A 15,388-nucleotide genomic window follows, 5' to 3' on the forward strand; every position below is an offset into this window, starting at 1 on the left:
TAGGCTTAACTGATCGGCATTAGGCCTCAGGGCCCGTTTTTATCAACTGTGTCCGGATGGGTGATTATTCATCCAGGAAGCTGCGCAGAACGTCTGAGCGGCTTGGGTGGCGTAGCTTACGCAGTGCCTTGGCTTCGATCTGACGGATACGCTCACGGGTAACGTCGAACTGCTTGCCCACTTCCTCTAGGGTGTGGTCAGTGTTCATGTCGATACCGAAACGCATACGCAGTACTTTCGCCTCACGCGGCGTCAGGCCTGCCAGTACGTCGTTGGTCGCCATACGCAGGTTGGTTGCCGTAGCGGCATCCATAGGCAGCTGAAGCGTGGTATCTTCAATGAAATCACCTAGGTGCGAATCTTCATCATCACCGATTGGGGTTTCCATCGAGATAGGCTCTTTAGCAATCTTCAGTACCTTGCGGATCTTGTCTTCCGGCATCTGCATACGCTCTGCCAACTCTTCCGGCAATGGCTCGCGGCCCATTTCCTGAAGCATCTGGCGAGAGATACGGTTCAGTTTGTTGATTGTCTCGATCATGTGAACAGGGATACGGATAGTACGTGCCTGGTCAGCGATAGAACGCGTGATTGCCTGGCGGATCCACCATGTTGCATAGGTCGAGAACTTGTAACCACGACGGTATTCGAACTTGTCTACCGCTTTCATCAGGCCGATGTTACCTTCCTGGATCAGATCCAAGAACTGCAGGCCGCGGTTGGTGTATTTCTTAGCAATCGAGATAACAAGACGCAAGTTTGCTTCAACCATCTCTTTCTTCGCACGGCGGGCTTTTGCTTCACCGATAGACATGCGACGGCTGATGTCCTTGATACGCTCGATAGACAAGCCTGTTTCTTGTTCCAGAATGTTAAGCTTGGTCGTTGCACGACGAAGGTCTTCTTCGTACGTTTTCAGGCGTTCAGCGTAAGGCTTGCCTGAATTCAGTGCTTCGTCGATCCAGGCAGAAGAAGCTTCGTTGCCGGCAAATAGGCTAACAAACGTTTTCTTCGGCATCTTGCTGTTGTCGACACACATACGCATGATCAGGCGCTCGTTGGTACGAACCTTGTCCATAGATTCGCGCAAAGAACTGATCAGCTTGTCGAACTGCTTAGGGATCAGACGGAACTGCTTGAAGATTTCAGATAGCTCTTCAACAGCAACGGCTGTTTTAGGATCCTGGCGGCCATGAGTATCAATCGCCAAAGCCATATTGTCATAGGCAATACGCAGGTCGTTGAACTTCTCACGAGCTAGCTCTGGGTCAATACCAGTATCTTCTTCTTCTTCATCGGCATCATCGTCTTCTTCCAGATCTTTGTCTTCATCTTCAAGATCTGCTTCGCTTAGCTCAGAGCCGATGTGCGTTGCTGTCGGTGCAGCTGTTTCTTCTTCATTCGGGTCAACAAAACCAGAAATGATATCAGTCAGGCGAAGCTCTTCTGCTTCTACCTTGTCAAACTGCTCAAGCAAGTAGGCGATGGCGCTTGGGTATTCGGCAACAGAGCACTGAACCTGGTTGATACCATCTTCAATGCGCTTTGCGATATCAATCTCGCCTTCGCGGGTAAGGAGTTCTACTGTACCCATTTCACGCATGTACATACGTACTGGGTCAGTGGTGCGGCCAATTTCGCTTTCTACACTTGATAGGGCCTGGGCCGCGGCTTCAATCGCGTCTTCGTCCGCATTGTCTTCTGTCATCATCAGATCATCGGCATCAGGGGCAGTTTCAACCACCTTGATACCCATGTCATTAATCATCTGAATGATGTCTTCCACCTGGTCAGAATCGACGATGTCCTCTGGTAGGTGGTCATTTACTTCGGCGTAGGTCAGATAGCCTTGTTCCTTGCCTTTAGCAACAAGTAACTTTAGCTGTGACTGCGGATTTTGCTCCATAGACGATATCCAACTTAGGGTCTGATTGAGAATAGTAGTATGCAGAGATGCAAACCAATAATTATAACAAATTTCTTAATTGATGACTACTTACTAGCCGGGACGGTTGAGTATCAGCAACTGCAATTCCCGCTTCTCTTCGACTGATAAGCCGACGGTTCTCGATTTAGCCTGCAACTTTTCGATTTGTTGTTTAACGCACTGGTCAATGACTTTGTCCATTGCGTCAAGAAAAACATCTAGAGTGTTGTCCTCTTCTTTGGCAAGAGGCAGTTCCCAGGCGGCCAGACGTGCTAGCATCCCTTCACTTTTGCTTCCGCGCCAACCCTCTAGGAGTTGTCCAGTTTTAATATTGGGGTTGGCCCGACACTTTTCAACTATTGTTATCAATAAATTTAGTCCAGCAACATCAATCCCTTCAAATGCGGCCATATCAAATTCTAGGCTATTCACAAATTCCGGGTTCTGGATTAATAAAGCGACAACTTCGCGCATCGGGGTACGCTTGATTTCCGGCTGGCCCGCCTTCTTCGGCGCCTCGGCCCCTTGTTTAGAGATTAGTTGCTGAAGCTGTTCTTCGTTGGGTAATCCCAGTTTTCTGCCAAGCATCTCACGCAAATAGAGTCGCAGCGTGCCGCCGGGTACCTTGTCGATCAGTGGCACGGCGAGGGTGCTGAGTTTGGCTTTGCCTTCATTGCTGCTGGTATCTACCTGCTGCAGCAAGGTGCTGAACATGAAATCCGACAGGGTCATGGCCTGATCGACTTGCTGCTCGAACCCTTCCTGGCCGTATTGGCGGATATAGGTGTCGGGATCCTCGCCGTCTGGCAAGAACATAAATTTGAGCTGGCGGCCGTCGTTGAGGTACGGCAGTGCTTGCTCCATCGCGCGCCATGCCGCGTCGCGGCCGGCCCGGTCTCCATCGTAGCAACAGACTACGGTACCGGTCTGGCGGAACATCATCTGGATATGGTCACCGGTGGTCGAGGTACCCAGTGAGGCAACGGCATAGTCGACCCCGAACTGGGCCAGGGCAACCACATCCATATAGCCTTCGACCACCAATAGCTTTTCTGGCTCGCGGTAGGCTTGCAGTACTTCGTACAAACCGTAGAGCTCTCGCCCTTTGTGGAAGATCGGCGTTTCCGGCGAGTTGAGGTACTTAGGGGTACCGTCACCCAGTACCCGGCCACCAAAGCCAATCACCCGGCCGCGGCGATCGTGGATTGGGAACATTACCCGGCCGCGGAAACGGTCGTAACGCCTGCCGTTGTCATTTTCGATCAGCATACCGGCGCTGACTAGTGCCTGCTGGGCCTGCATATCGCGGCCAAAGCGGTTGCGAACCTGGTCCCACTGATCCGGGACAAAGCCGATCCCAAACTTTTTGACCACCTCACCAGACAACCCACGTCCTTTGAGGTAGTCAATGGCGACCTGGCCTTCCTGGGTACGCAGCTGGCCTTGGTAGAACTGGGAGATTTGCCCCATCATCTCGTACAGGCCGAGCTTTTCTTTGCTGCGGGCTCCTGACTGGCCACCACCGCTGCCTTGTTCGCGCGGTACTTCCAAACCTAATTGGGAGGCCAGCTCCTCGATTGCCTCGACAAACTCCAGGCGGTCGAATTCCATGACGAAATCAAGGACGTTGCCGTGGGCGCCACAGCCGAAACAGTGATAGAACTGCTTTTCCTGGCTGACAGAGAAAGACGGTGTCTTCTCGTTGTGGAACGGGCAACAGGCACCAAAGTTCTTGCCCTGTTTCTTGAGCTTAACCCTGGCATCCACAATATCTACGATGTCATGCCGTGAGATGAGATCATCGATAAAAGTACGTGGGATTTTTCCTGCCATAGCGTGGTGTTACCTGCTGCGTTGGAGTGGGGGTGTCAAATTAAAGTGTTATCGTTGGCTGATAATAGCACTTTGATTTAACCGCGTTGAATAAAAATTGATGGGGAAATAAATACAAACAAGCCGCGCAGTCCGGAACCGGATAGCACGGCTTGTTGCAGAAATAGGGTAGGGATTAACCTAGCTTGGCTTTCACCAACTGGCTAACTTTACCCATATCGGCACGACCCTGAACTTGTGGCTTCAACACGCCCATCAGTTTGCCCATGTCTTGCATGCTGGCAGCACCGGTTGCAGCAATAGCCTCATCCAGCAGAGCGGCGACTTCGTCGTCGGTCAGTGGCTGTGGCATAAACTCTTCCAGTACTGTGATTTCAGCAAGCTCAACATCAGCAAGATCTTGGCGACCGGCTGCTTCGTATTGAGCAACAGAATCACGGCGCTGTTTTACCATCTTGGTCAATACTGCCAGCACGTCGTCTTCAGAAAGAGTGATCTTTTCGTCGACTTCACGCTGTTTGATTGCAGCCATTACCAGGCGAATCGTGCCAAGACGAGGTTTGTCTTTGGCTTTCATCGCTGTTTTTTGTTCGTCTTTTAGACGCTCAATCAGGGTCATAACACGTTCCTTCTGTTAATCAGCAGATTAGTACAGACGAACGCGACGCGCGTTTTCGCGAGCCAATTTCTTCAGGTGACGCTTAACTGCCGCTGCTTTCGCACGCTTACGTACAGTAGTAGGCTTTTCGAAGTGCTCACGACGACGTACTTCAGAAAGGATACCTGCTTTTTCGCAAGAGCGCTTGAAACGACGTAGTGCTACGTCAAACGGTTCGTTTTCACGTACTTTGATTACTGGCATGTAATACTCACCTCAGAGTGATTCGGTTAATGCTGACGTTCAAAAAGTGTCAGCTGATTAAAAATGGTGCGAAATTCTAATCTGATCTGGGGGCATTTGTAAAGCATTCTGCAACCCCGAACTGGTTAATTTCTGTCAAGGGCGGTAGTATGGCCCCCAATTACCATAAGTATAGAGGTTGTTATGCGTATACTGGGCATCGAAACCTCCTGTGACGAAACAGGTGTGGCTATTTTCGATGATGAAAAGGGCCTATTGGCACACGAACTTTACAGCCAGGTAAAACTGCACGCTGATTATGGCGGTGTGGTACCTGAGTTGGCTTCGCGTGACCATGTAAAGAAGACGATTCCGCTCATCAAGGAAGCGCTTAACAATGCTGGCTTGACGCCAGCAGATTTGGACGGTGTGGCATATACCGCAGGCCCTGGGCTTGTTGGGGCGCTGCTTGTCGGGGCGACCATTGGCCGCAGTCTGGCATATGCCTGGGATTTACCGGCTGTTGCGGTGCACCACATGGAAGGCCACCTGTTGGCACCTATGCTGGAAGATAACCCGCCACAGTTCCCGTTTGTCGCACTGCTGGTGTCGGGCGGCCACACCATGATGGTGGAAGTAAAGGGTATTGGCGAATACCAGATCCTGGGCGAATCGATTGACGATGCGGCCGGTGAAGCGTTTGATAAAACCGCCAAGCTGATGGGGCTGGACTATCCGGGCGGCCCGCTGCTGTCGCGTTTGGCAGACAAGGGGACGGCAGGGCGTTTTACCTTCCCGCGCCCGATGACAGACCGCCCGGGGCTGGATTTCAGCTTTTCTGGCCTGAAGACGTTTGCGGCCAATACGATTCGCGCCAATGACGATGACGAGCAGACCCGTGCTGATATTGCCTATGCGTTCCAGGAAGCGGTTGTTGATACTTTGGCGATCAAATGCAAGCGTGCCCTGAAGCAGACTGGCTTCAAGCGCCTGGTCATTGCTGGTGGTGTAAGTGCCAACAAACATTTGCGTGAGCAGCTGGAAACCATGATGGCGAAAATGGGTGGAGAAGTATTCTACCCGCGTACTGAGTTCTGTACCGATAATGGAGCGATGATCGCTTTCGCTGGTATGCAGCGGCTGAAGAACCAGGAAACGATGGATTTGGGTGTGAAAGCCTACCCGCGTTGGCCTATCGATCAGCTCAAGCCGATCAAAGGCGAGTAAGCATCTGCCTTATAAGAGACATCAAATTATTATGAAGAAGCAACCCCGTGGCAGGCTGGTGATCAGTCTTGTGGCGGGGTTGTTTTGTTTCTGCGCTGGAATTTATCCCAGATTTTGCTTTCCTCACCTTCGAGCAGGCGGCGGACATTGTCATGGTGGCGGAAGACAATAAGGCAGGAGAGCATGGCAACCGGCATGGTGTACTCCGGTTTTACCCACCAAGTAAACAGCGGGGCAGCCAAAGCCGTTACCATGGATCCCAGCGAGGAGTAGCCAAAAAAGAGGACGGTCAGCAGCCAGGTGCTGATCAGCAGCCCACTTAGATCCCAGCCAATCGGTGCCAGTGCACCGAGTGCGGTCGCGACCCCTTTTCCGCCGCGGAAATGAAAGAAAATCGGGTAGATATGGCCAAGGCAGGCGGCAATGCCGATGAAACCCAGCATGAAGGGGTTGACGCCGATGAAATAGCTCAGCCAGACCGGTAGCATGCCCTTGAGTACATCGCACACCAGCACGCTGGCAGCCGCCCCCCGGCCGCCGAGGCGCAGGACATTGGTTGCCCCCGGGTTGCCCGAGCCGCTCTCGCGCGGATCCGGCAGGCCGTAAAGGCGGCAGATCAAAACGGCACTGGAGATAGATCCCAGTAGGTAAGCGCCGATAATGATCATGAGAACAAGTGGTGTCATGCAGGGTCCTGGTCGGTTGTGGCCGTCAGCCACTGATTTAATCTATCGTCAGCCATGTTGGAAAGGGCGGCATATGGTATAGTGCTCAGCCAGCGCCATATAGGCAATACGTTGATCATATAAATCAAGATCATAGTATATAGACGATTACGACCTGATAATACGCGTTTTTGCTCAAATTAGGTATCCGACCTCTAACATAATTAGCGATTGAACATGGATTCAGTATTTATCGAACATCTTGAAGTCATCGCCACCATTGGTGTGTATGACTGGGAACAGGAAATTAAGCAGAAATTGGTGCTTGATTTGGAAATGGCACATGACAATCATCCGGCGGCACAAAGCGATGATGTTGCCTATGCATTGGATTATGCGGCGGTCAGTGATGCGGTGACACAGCATATCCAAAATGGTCGTTTCCTGTTGGTGGAACGTGTCGCGGAGGAAATCGCTAACCTGATCATGACCCAGTTCTCGGTGCCTTGGATCAAGGTACGAGTGACCAAGCCGGGTGCGGTGGCCAATGCCCGCGGTGTCGGGGTGGTGATCGAGCGGGGAAGCAAGTGACCACGGTCTATATCAGCCTTGGCTCCAATATTGACCGCGAGCACTATTTGCACGCCGGTTTGGTGGGGCTGAGCCAGCTGGGTAGCGACATGAAGGTTTCGACCATTTACGAAGCTGAGCCGGTGGGCTTTAGCGGGCCGAACTTTTATAACTGCGTCGCTGTCATCGAAACGTCTTTGTCATTGGATACACTCTTGCACGCGCTGAAGCAGCTGGAGTTGCAACATGGTCGCTCGCCCGATGCGGCCAAAAACCAAAGCCGTACCTTGGATCTGGATATTCTCCTCTACGGGGATACCGTGCAGAGTACCTACCCAGTTTTACCGCGTAGCGATATTTTCAAGTTTGCCTTCGTGTTGCAGCCATTGGTGGAGCTGTGCCCCCATCTGGTGATCCCGGGTGACGGCCGCACGGTGACCGAGCTTTGGCATGATTCTCGTTTTGAACAGGCGCTTTGGCCTGTCGAACATCATTTTGTTGTCTAGGGATAATTATGAGTTACTTTGAAGCCTTTGTGCTGGCCCTGATCCAGGGGTTGACTGAGTTTTTGCCGATTTCGAGCTCAGCTCATTTGATTTTGCCATCTGCCATTCTTGGCTGGGATGATCAGGGGCTGGCATTCGATGTCGCGGTCCACGTGGGTACCTTGGCCGCGGTCATCTGGTATTTCCGCAAGGAAGTGGTGGCCCTGCTGTCAGCGTGGATCAGCTCAATCTTCAAGAAAGAGCACAGCGCTGAGTCCAAACTGGCATGGATGATTGTACTGGCTACGATCCCGGCCTGTATTTTTGGCCTGTTCATGAAAGACATTATCGAGATCTACCTGCGCTCGGCGTGGGTGATCGCCTGTACGACTATCTTTTTCGGCTTGCTGCTGTGGTGGGTAGATGTGCGTGCCCCGCAAAAAGATGATGAATACCAGGCTGACTGGAAGCGCTCATTGTATATCGGCTTGGCACAGGCGGCGGCGATGATCCCGGGAACCTCGCGCTCCGGTGCAACCATGACGGCGGCACTTTACCTTGGCTTTACCCGTGAAGCCGCAGCACGCTTCTCGTTCCTGATGTCGATCCCTATTATCCTGCTTGCCGGTGGTTACCTGAGCATGAAGATGGTCGTGAGTGGCGCGCCAATCCAGCTTGATGCTTTGTTGATTGGTATTGTGGTCTCGTTTGTAAGTGCGTATGCGTGTATCCATGCTTTCCTTAAGCTGGTTACTCGCCTGGGTATGTTCCCGTTTGTGGTTTACCGCTTGCTGCTTGGTGCGGGCCTGATTTCGTTCCTGCTGACACAGTAATATCGCATCAGCTAAATCTGGTATAGATATAGAAAGCCCGGCTCATACATAGAGCCGGGCTTTTTTGTTGTTGCAGGGTAATCAGGTCGCAACCCATATAGCTAACGCAGCGTTGTCAATGCGGTTTTGACGGCCTCTGCCCGGCGCAGGGTCAATTGCTCTTTGATCTCTTTTCCCTTGAAGCCTGCCTCGACGATGGGTTTCACCTCAACGGCCTGGGCGGCAGCAAAGGCACCCTCGAAGATATCGGCCTGCGGGTAGGGATCGTTTTCGAAACCGGTTCGCCCACGCACATCAGCCCGGCAGCAGGTGGCCAGCTGGGCGACTCTTTCGGGCTTACGCCAGGCATCGATTTGGTCGAAGATATTGATAAAGGTGCTTGGTCGCAGCTCGGCGGCAAAATGCAGCTTGGTGTGCTGGGCGCAGACCATCAGGGCAATATCGCGGTACTCGTTGGGCACACGCAGGCGCTGGCACAGGCCACGAATGGCATCAAGGCCGGTATGGCAGTGCATTTTATGGCTAGGGAGTTCTTCTTCCGGGGTCAGGGCTTTGCCAAGGTCGTGGACCTGGGCGGCAAAGCGGACGACTGTCGAGGGGCTGAGAGTTGCTGCTTGCTCTGCAACCAGCAGGGTGTGGATGCCACAGTCGATTTCCGGGTGCCACTTTTCCGGTTGGGGAACGCCGAACAGGGCATTGATTTCAGGCATGACGACCGCCAGGGCGCCGCATTGGCGAAGCACTTTGAGAAAGACTTCAGGGTTGTCCGAGTGCAGCGATTTTTCCCATTCTATCCACACCCGCTCCGGCGTCAGGGCAGAAAGCTCGCCTGCCACTACCATATCCTGCATCAGCGCCATGGTTTCGGCAGCAACGGAAAAACCAAGGTGGGCAAACCGGGCGGCGAAGCGGGCGACGCGAAGCACGCGTAAAGGGTCTTCGACAAAAGCAGGGGAGACATGGCGGAGCTGGCGCAGCTCCAGGTCTCTCTGGCCTTGGTAGGGGTCGATCAGGCTGCCGTCTTCCGCCTGGGCAATGGCATTGATGGTCAGGTCCCGGCGCATCAGATCCTGCTCAAGGGTCACATCGGGGGCTGAATAGCAGGTGAACCCGGTATAACCTTGGCCTGATTTGCGCTCGGTACGGGCGAGGGCATGCTCCTGCTTGGTTTTAGGGTGGAGGAAAACCGGGAAATCGCTCCCGACCTGGCTGTAGCCTTGCTCCAGCATCTGCTCGGGGGTTGCACCAACCACCACCCAGTCTTTGTCTTTGACGGGCAATTCAAGCAGGGCATCACGAACAGCCCCGCCAACTAAATACGTTTGCACTGATTTATCCTTTTTCGTTCTGACAGCAGACTGTTATTGCTCCAGTATACCAAACCTTCCTGGCCGTCACGAATGGCTTGCGGCAGGCCGAGGTTTGGGGCGCAAACGCTTGTCAGGCTTGAGTTGAAAGGCTATACATTCAGTTAAGGGACAGGTAACGTAGGGGCTTCCCCCTTCAGGCCGACAATAAGAGATCAAAAGGCATGTACAAGGACTTTTTTGGGATCACCGAATCACCATTTTCTATCGTTCCCAGCGCGCGCTTCCTGTATCTGAGCGAGCGCCACCGGGAGGCTCTTACCCATATGTTGTCCAGCCTCAACGGAGGGGGCGGTTTCGGGTTGTTGACCGGCGAAGTGGGTACCGGCAAGACAACTGTTTTGCGCGCGTTGGTTTCGCGTCTGCCTCAGGAAACCCAGGTGGCGGTTATTATGAACCCGTCGCTGTCTACACGGGAGCTGCTTGCTAGCCTCTGTGATGAGCTGGGAATAGATTATACCGATGAGGCAACCATCAAAATCCTGACTGATGGCATCTATCAGCATTTGTTGGCCAACCACCGGGAAGGCCGCCAGACACTGCTGCTGATCGACGAAGCGCAGCATTTGCTGCCGGAAGTGCTCGAGCAGCTGCGCCTGTTGACCAACCTAGAAACAGACAGTGTCAAACTGCTCAAGGTGGTGCTAGTCGGTCAGCCTGAGCTGCAGCAGTTGTTGCAACAGGACAGGTTGCGCCAGCTCGCGCAGCGGATCACTTCTCGTTACCATCTGCTGCCGCTGACTGAAGATGAAGTGCGAGAGTATATTCATTACCGCCTGCAGGCAGTGGACTGTTTGCATGAGGTGTTTGCCCCTGCCCAGACTAAACAAATAGCCAAGGCAACCGGCGGGATCCCCCGTCTGATCAACCTTGTGTGTGACAAGTCGATGCAGCTGGCCCACCAGCAATCGACCCATTTGCTGAACAAAGAGCTGGTCGAGCGGGCGTGCAGTGATGTCTTGAGTTGGCAATTGCCGCAATACACTGCCCCTAGCCATGCACAGACACCACAGGTCTCACGCAAGCCTTTGGCTGTCGCTTTGGCCGCGGGTATTGTCACTGCCGTTGGGTTGGGGTACTGGTCGGGTATATTGTCGCAACCTAACAACCAGTCTCTGCCGGTGGCGTCTGAAGCTTCTCAGCCGCCATTGACACAATCTGTCACCGAGGCGGAGCAGACCACTCCTCAACAGGCTATACCTCAGCAGGTTAGGTCACAGCGACTGTCGCCACAGGAGTTGTGGCAGCAAGTGGTTAGCCAGGCTGGCTCTGAGCGTCTCGCGATGCAGACACTGTATAAACTCTGGGGGTACAGCACCCAACTCAATCAGGCCAACTGCGAATCAGGCAGCCGTGTCCAGCTCAGCTGTTTTAACGGAACGGGTTCACTGGAGCAACTGGCATTGATTAACCGTCCAGCGATTGTTGAGCTCAGTGAGCCGAGTGGAGAAAGCTACTTTGCAACTTTGTTTGCGATTGGCCAGGACAAAGTTGAGTTGCTGTTGGCTGGGCAGCGTTTTGCCGTCAGTACGCAATGGTTGGCACAGCGTTGGAACGGAGAATACATCTTGTTGTGGCGACCACCTTTGGGGGACAAAACCGCGATTCGTTATGGCCAGCAGGGGCCAAGGGTACAATGGCTCGATCGCCAGCTAAGCCAGTTGCTGGGCGTGATGCCGGAGAATCAGGATACTTTTGAGCAGAAACTGCTAGACAAACTACGCCGCTTCCAGCGCGCACAAGATTTATCGGTGGATGGGATCGCCGGGCCTCGTACCTTGATGGTGATAGATTCAGCCTTGAATTTGCCAGGCCCAACCCTGCAACCGGAGAAAAGCTAATGTCGAAGTTATTATCAGCCCTGGCTCAGTCGGATGCTCATCGTTCACCAGCAGCATTGCCATCGGGGGCAGCATATCGAACGGGGACAGCTCCAAAGCAAACAAGTCCTTGGCTACTGACTGGAGCCGGTTTTGCTCTGCCGGTGATCGGGATGCTAGGGTATTTGTTTTATCAGCAGCAACAAACGGAAACGGGTATTGCGCCTCAGCTTCATACCGCTGAATATCAGGCCACTGTCACAGAGACATCTGCATCTGTGACCGCCGTACAGCAGATATCTACACCGACACTAGAGGCGGCATCTGAAATGACACCTGCCGCGGTAATTGAAGTCGCAGCGGTAACTGACACGCTGCAATATCCGCAAGGAATTGAGAGACTGGATTACCCGCAGTTTTATGCCGAGCCACTCCCTCAACAAACAGGGCAGCCGTATCGGGTGAGTTATACCCAGACAGCTTCAACATCTGCGCAAGCGGCCAGTGAACCAAGTGGCTGGGAAAGCGAGCCAGCCCCAGCGGCATCGTCGGCGGATGACAGCTGGGATTTGGACGCGCTGGATTATTCCGAGCTGTCTCCTCAACTCGCCAGCCAGCTTCGCTCGGCAATTGCAGCGACGGGGGATGGGGAGTCACTTCCCCAGCTGTTGCGGGAGGAGCGCCTGCCACCAATGCCTGAGCCACAGCAGCCAATGAGCGCGGTTTCCATCGGCGACCTGCCGGCATCGGTTCAGGACCGGATCCCGTCGCTGAATTTTCAGACCCACATTTACTCTTCGGCTGCCAACAGCCGCTGGGTGAAGGTCAATGGCAGCGAGGCGTATGAAGGGGATGAGATCGCCCCGGGTGTGACACTGCGGCGTATTGAGCCCCGTAACGTTATCTTTGATTTCGAATCATATTTGATTTCGATGCCGGCCCTGTCGGAGTGGTAGGCCGCTGGTGAATGGGTAATAAAAATGGGCAATAAAAAAGGCAGCGTTACCGCTGCCTTTTTTGATTCGGTGCTCGCTACCGGGATTATGCCCAGCCGTTGTTGCGCTTGCGTCGGCGCGGGATAAGGTGCGGCAGGACGAGGCCAAACAGCAGGCCGCCACCGGCAACCATGCCGCCGTAGGTGAACCAGCGCATCAGCAGGTCATCTTTCTGGGTATCCAGGCGGGCACGCAGCTCGCGGATTTCAGCCTGCGAGGTCATCAGCTGCTCGTTCAGCTGGCCGTTCTGGGTTTCCAGATCAGAAATTTGTTCGTTGCGAAGCTTCAGTGAGTTTTGCAGGCTAGCGGTTTTCTCATCGCCAGATTCCAGCGCTTCCTCTAGCTGGGATTTCACTTCAGTCAGCTCTTTTTCGAGCGCAGGGAAACGCACTTTCAGGCCAACTTGGGTCGAAACGAAATCAGTGTTAACCCAGCCGGTGCGGCCACGGTTATCGCGGATTTTGCTAAAGCCAGTCTCGCGGTTGGTTTCCAGTAGTTCGACTTTGGTACCGGCATTCACACTACCCATGATACGGTATTGCGTACTAGGGCCATTGTGCATGTAGGTAAATAGGTTGTCGGAGATATACCGAGTTTGGGCCTGTGCAGGCATGGTCGCCATTGCACAAGCGAATAATAGTAAGCTGATTAGCTGCTTCACAATTTGATTCCTTGGGGGAGAGCCTGTTTTTTCTCTAAGAGAGGAAGTCTAAGAATTTTGTGCGTTGGGTGCAAGAAAAGAGGGAGGCATAGCCTCCCTCTTTTGATCTTGAGCCCGCTTTGACGGTGTTTAACTAAACACAGCTTGCATTGCGTAGAAGAAAATGACTGCAAGCAGGGCGCCAGCTGGCAGGGTAACAACCCAAGAGGCAACGATATTACGGACCACACCCAGGTTCAGTGCTGCGATACCACGGGCAAAGGCAACACCAATAACACCACCAACTAGTGTTTGGGTGGTTGAAATAGGCAGACCCGTACCAGAAGCAAGCACAACTGTTGATGCGGTTGCTAGCTGGGCAGCAAAGCCACGGCTTGGCGTTAGTTCGGTAATACCGGTACCAACGGTGGCCATAACCTTGTGACCCATTGTTGCTAGGCCGATAACGATACCGAAACCACCTAACGGCAAGATCCACCAAGCGATTTGACTCTTGGCCGTGATTTCACCCATGTTCTGAACGGTAGTGACAACGGCAGAAAGAGGACCGATAGCATTGGCTACATCGTTAGAGCCGTGGGCAAAGGCCATCGCACAAGCTGTAACCACCATCAGCAGGCTGAAAATACGCTCAACACCGGCATATCCATTGCTATCAACAGTCGAACCGTCGTCTGTGTATTTACGGTTAATATAAATGTAACCAAACACCATTACAATGAGGGACACAGCTACAGATGCCAGCCATGCTTCACCGCTCGAGAGGTGAAGGCCTACGTGTTTCAGACCCTTTTTGATCGTAACTAGAGCGATTACGATCGTGGTCATGAACATGTAGACAGGCACGAAGCGCTTAGCATTGATTACTGGGTTATCAGTATCGAAGATCAGGCGCTGGGCGCTGATGAAAATAGCATAAGCAAACAGCCCCGAGATCAACGGTGTGATAAGCCAACTGCCGACGATGCCCTGAACAGAGCTCCAGTCAACAGCATCAGTACCTACTGAAACACAGGCAAAACCGATGATGGCACCAATAATGGAGTGAGTAGTAGATACCGGCCAGCCCATGTAGGACGCAACCAGTAACCAAGTACCTGCAGCCAATAGGGCTGACATCATGCCGTACACCAATACTTCCGGATTGGCAGCATATAGCGAGGTGTCGATAACCCCTTTGCGGATGGTATCTGTAACTTCACCACCTGCTAGGTAAGCACCCGCAAACTCGAAGATCATCGCAATGATGATTGCTTGTTTAACCGTCAGTGCTTTAGAACCGACCGAGGTACCCATGGCGTTGGCAACATCGTTTGCGCCAATACCAATAGCCATCAATAGACCAAAAAAAGCCGCCACCAAAATAAGAATGGTGCCGTAGTTAGCCAGGATTTCCATTGTAAAACCTTGTTTTTGTTACATTCTTTCGCTTATGAGCGCGATAGCATGATTTCAAGACGAGAGCCGACACGTTGTGCCTGGTCAGCGATAGCACCAACCCACTCGAGAATCTTGTAAAGGAACATGATATCCACCGGACTGAGTTGGTCTTCGATGGACATGAGCTGTTGGCGAAGCTTGATCTGCATGCTGTCGGTATCGTCTTCGATAACGTCAAGCTGGTTGATCATCTCAGCCACGAGCGTCACTTCTCTGCCTTTAAAGCCTGTTTCAAGAAGCTCGTCCAGTTCGTTGATGACACGGTTCGCCTGGTTGGCGGCGTCAAGGCAACGTTGAACGTAGGCAATAAAGTCAGGATACATTTCGGAAGGAATTTGAAGCTGGCGACCCAAGACGCGGCCCGCAATGTCTTTCGACAAGTTGGCAAGCTTATCTTGCTGGGTCAGTAGACCAAGCATGTCAGTACGATCGACTGGCATGAAAAGGCCACGAGGAAGCTTCAGACGGATTTCACGCTTGAGCACATCCGCATCTTTTTCAAGCTGGGAAATTTGCTCGCGCAAAACAGCCGCCTGATCCCAATCACCCGCCTTACAGGCTTCGAAGAAAGGGACAAGCAATTCGCAACACTCATTTACACGAGTAACGTGGCGTTGCAGAGGTTTGATCGGGGACTTAGCAAATAGTCCCATAATAGTATTTACTGGCATAGCCGAATAACCTAGAAAGTGCCTTAAATGGCTAATTCTTGAGCGATGGTCAT

At 52.8% G+C, this 15,388-nt stretch carries 15 protein-coding genes; 6 read left to right on the top strand and 9 right to left on the bottom strand.

From position 1 onward, the window contains the following. Positions 1 to 64: 64 nt before the first annotated feature. The 4 genes from rpoD to rpsU form a co-directional block, all read right to left on the bottom strand. Positions 65 to 1,906 carry an RNA polymerase sigma factor RpoD gene (rpoD, locus tag ACXAGQ_RS08700; RefSeq protein WP_475253279.1) on the bottom strand — a complete coding sequence of 614 codons (1,842 nt, stop codon included), beginning with the start codon at positions 1,904 to 1,906 and terminating at the stop codon, positions 65 to 67. Between the two features lie 93 nt (positions 1,907 to 1,999). Beyond that, positions 2,000 to 3,760 carry a DNA primase gene (gene dnaG, locus ACXAGQ_RS08705; RefSeq protein WP_475253281.1) on the bottom strand — a complete coding sequence of 587 codons (1,761 nt, stop codon included), beginning with the start codon at positions 3,758 to 3,760 and terminating at the stop codon, positions 2,000 to 2,002. Positions 3,761 to 3,935: 175 nt separating this feature from the next. After that, on the bottom strand, positions 3,936 to 4,379 hold the full coding sequence (locus ACXAGQ_RS08710; RefSeq protein WP_475253283.1) for a GatB/YqeY domain-containing protein: 444 nt from the start codon (positions 4,377 to 4,379) through the stop codon (positions 3,936 to 3,938). Positions 4,380 to 4,406: 27 nt separating this feature from the next. Next, positions 4,407 to 4,622 (bottom strand): 30S ribosomal protein S21, encoded by a 216-nt coding sequence (gene rpsU, locus ACXAGQ_RS08715; protein ID WP_005301411.1) that lies wholly within the window; start codon positions 4,620 to 4,622, stop codon positions 4,407 to 4,409. A gap of 183 nt (positions 4,623 to 4,805) precedes the next feature. Here rpsU and tsaD point away from each other — a divergent pair, with 183 nt between their 5' ends. Further along, positions 4,806 to 5,828 (top strand): tRNA (adenosine(37)-N6)-threonylcarbamoyltransferase complex transferase subunit TsaD, encoded by a 1,023-nt coding sequence (tsaD, locus tag ACXAGQ_RS08720; RefSeq protein WP_475253285.1) that lies wholly within the window; start codon positions 4,806 to 4,808, stop codon positions 5,826 to 5,828. A gap of 62 nt (positions 5,829 to 5,890) precedes the next feature. On the opposite strand, the gene plsY is transcribed toward tsaD, so the two are convergent. Next, positions 5,891 to 6,514 (bottom strand): glycerol-3-phosphate 1-O-acyltransferase PlsY, encoded by a 624-nt coding sequence (gene plsY / locus ACXAGQ_RS08725; RefSeq protein ID WP_475253287.1) that lies wholly within the window; start codon positions 6,512 to 6,514, stop codon positions 5,891 to 5,893. A 216-nt stretch (positions 6,515 to 6,730) separates the two neighbouring features. Between plsY and folB the strand changes: the two genes are divergently transcribed. The 3 genes from folB to ACXAGQ_RS08740 are packed head-to-tail and all read left to right on the top strand — an operon-like array spanning position 6,731 to position 8,381. Next, positions 6,731 to 7,084 (top strand): dihydroneopterin aldolase, encoded by a 354-nt coding sequence (folB, locus tag ACXAGQ_RS08730; RefSeq protein WP_475253289.1) that lies wholly within the window; start codon positions 6,731 to 6,733, stop codon positions 7,082 to 7,084. Continuing rightward, positions 7,081 to 7,569 carry a 2-amino-4-hydroxy-6-hydroxymethyldihydropteridine diphosphokinase gene (folK, locus tag ACXAGQ_RS08735; protein WP_475253291.1) on the top strand — a complete coding sequence of 163 codons (489 nt, stop codon included), beginning with the start codon at positions 7,081 to 7,083 and terminating at the stop codon, positions 7,567 to 7,569. The genes folB and folK overlap by 4 nt, the downstream gene beginning before the upstream one ends. An 8-nt stretch (positions 7,570 to 7,577) precedes the next feature. Continuing rightward, entirely contained in the window at positions 7,578 to 8,381 is an 804-nt protein-coding gene (locus ACXAGQ_RS08740; protein ID WP_475253293.1) for an undecaprenyl-diphosphate phosphatase, read from the top strand. Positions 8,382 to 8,482: 101 nt separating this feature from the next. Here the strand turns inward: ACXAGQ_RS08740 and ACXAGQ_RS08745 are convergent, their stop codons facing one another. Beyond that, complete coding sequence (locus tag ACXAGQ_RS08745; protein WP_475253295.1) at positions 8,483 to 9,709, bottom strand: multifunctional CCA addition/repair protein; 1,227 nt, start codon at positions 9,707 to 9,709, stop codon at positions 8,483 to 8,485. 203 nt (positions 9,710 to 9,912) lie between these two features. On the opposite strand from ACXAGQ_RS08745, the gene ACXAGQ_RS08750 reads away from it, so the two are divergent. Next, positions 9,913 to 11,589: an ExeA family protein gene (locus tag ACXAGQ_RS08750; RefSeq protein ID WP_475253297.1), complete on the top strand. Its 1,677-nt coding sequence runs from the start codon at positions 9,913 to 9,915 to the stop codon at positions 11,587 to 11,589. After that, on the top strand, positions 11,589 to 12,524 hold the full coding sequence (locus ACXAGQ_RS08755) for a general secretion pathway protein GspB (protein ID WP_475253299.1): 936 nt from the start codon (positions 11,589 to 11,591) through the stop codon (positions 12,522 to 12,524). The genes ACXAGQ_RS08750 and ACXAGQ_RS08755 overlap by 1 nt, the downstream gene beginning before the upstream one ends. Positions 12,525 to 12,609: 85 nt before the next feature. On the opposite strand, the gene ACXAGQ_RS08760 is transcribed toward ACXAGQ_RS08755, so the two are convergent. From ACXAGQ_RS08760 to ACXAGQ_RS08770, 3 genes are all read right to left on the bottom strand, one after another. After that, positions 12,610 to 13,224, bottom strand: a complete 615-nt coding sequence (locus tag ACXAGQ_RS08760) for a TIGR04211 family SH3 domain-containing protein (RefSeq protein ID WP_475253301.1) — start codon at positions 13,222 to 13,224, stop codon at positions 12,610 to 12,612. Between the two features lie 129 nt (positions 13,225 to 13,353). Next, positions 13,354 to 14,622 (bottom strand): inorganic phosphate transporter, encoded by a 1,269-nt coding sequence (locus ACXAGQ_RS08765; RefSeq protein WP_475253303.1) that lies wholly within the window; start codon positions 14,620 to 14,622, stop codon positions 13,354 to 13,356. A 32-nt stretch (positions 14,623 to 14,654) separates the two neighbouring features. Continuing rightward, the gene (locus tag ACXAGQ_RS08770) at positions 14,655 to 15,335 is read right to left on the bottom strand and encodes a TIGR00153 family protein (RefSeq protein ID WP_039456252.1); all 681 of its coding nucleotides are present in this window, start codon (positions 15,333 to 15,335) and stop codon (positions 14,655 to 14,657) included. Positions 15,336 to 15,388: the final 53 nt, after the last annotated feature.

This window comes from Photobacterium sp. ABD4_091 (genome assembly GCF_056160145.1).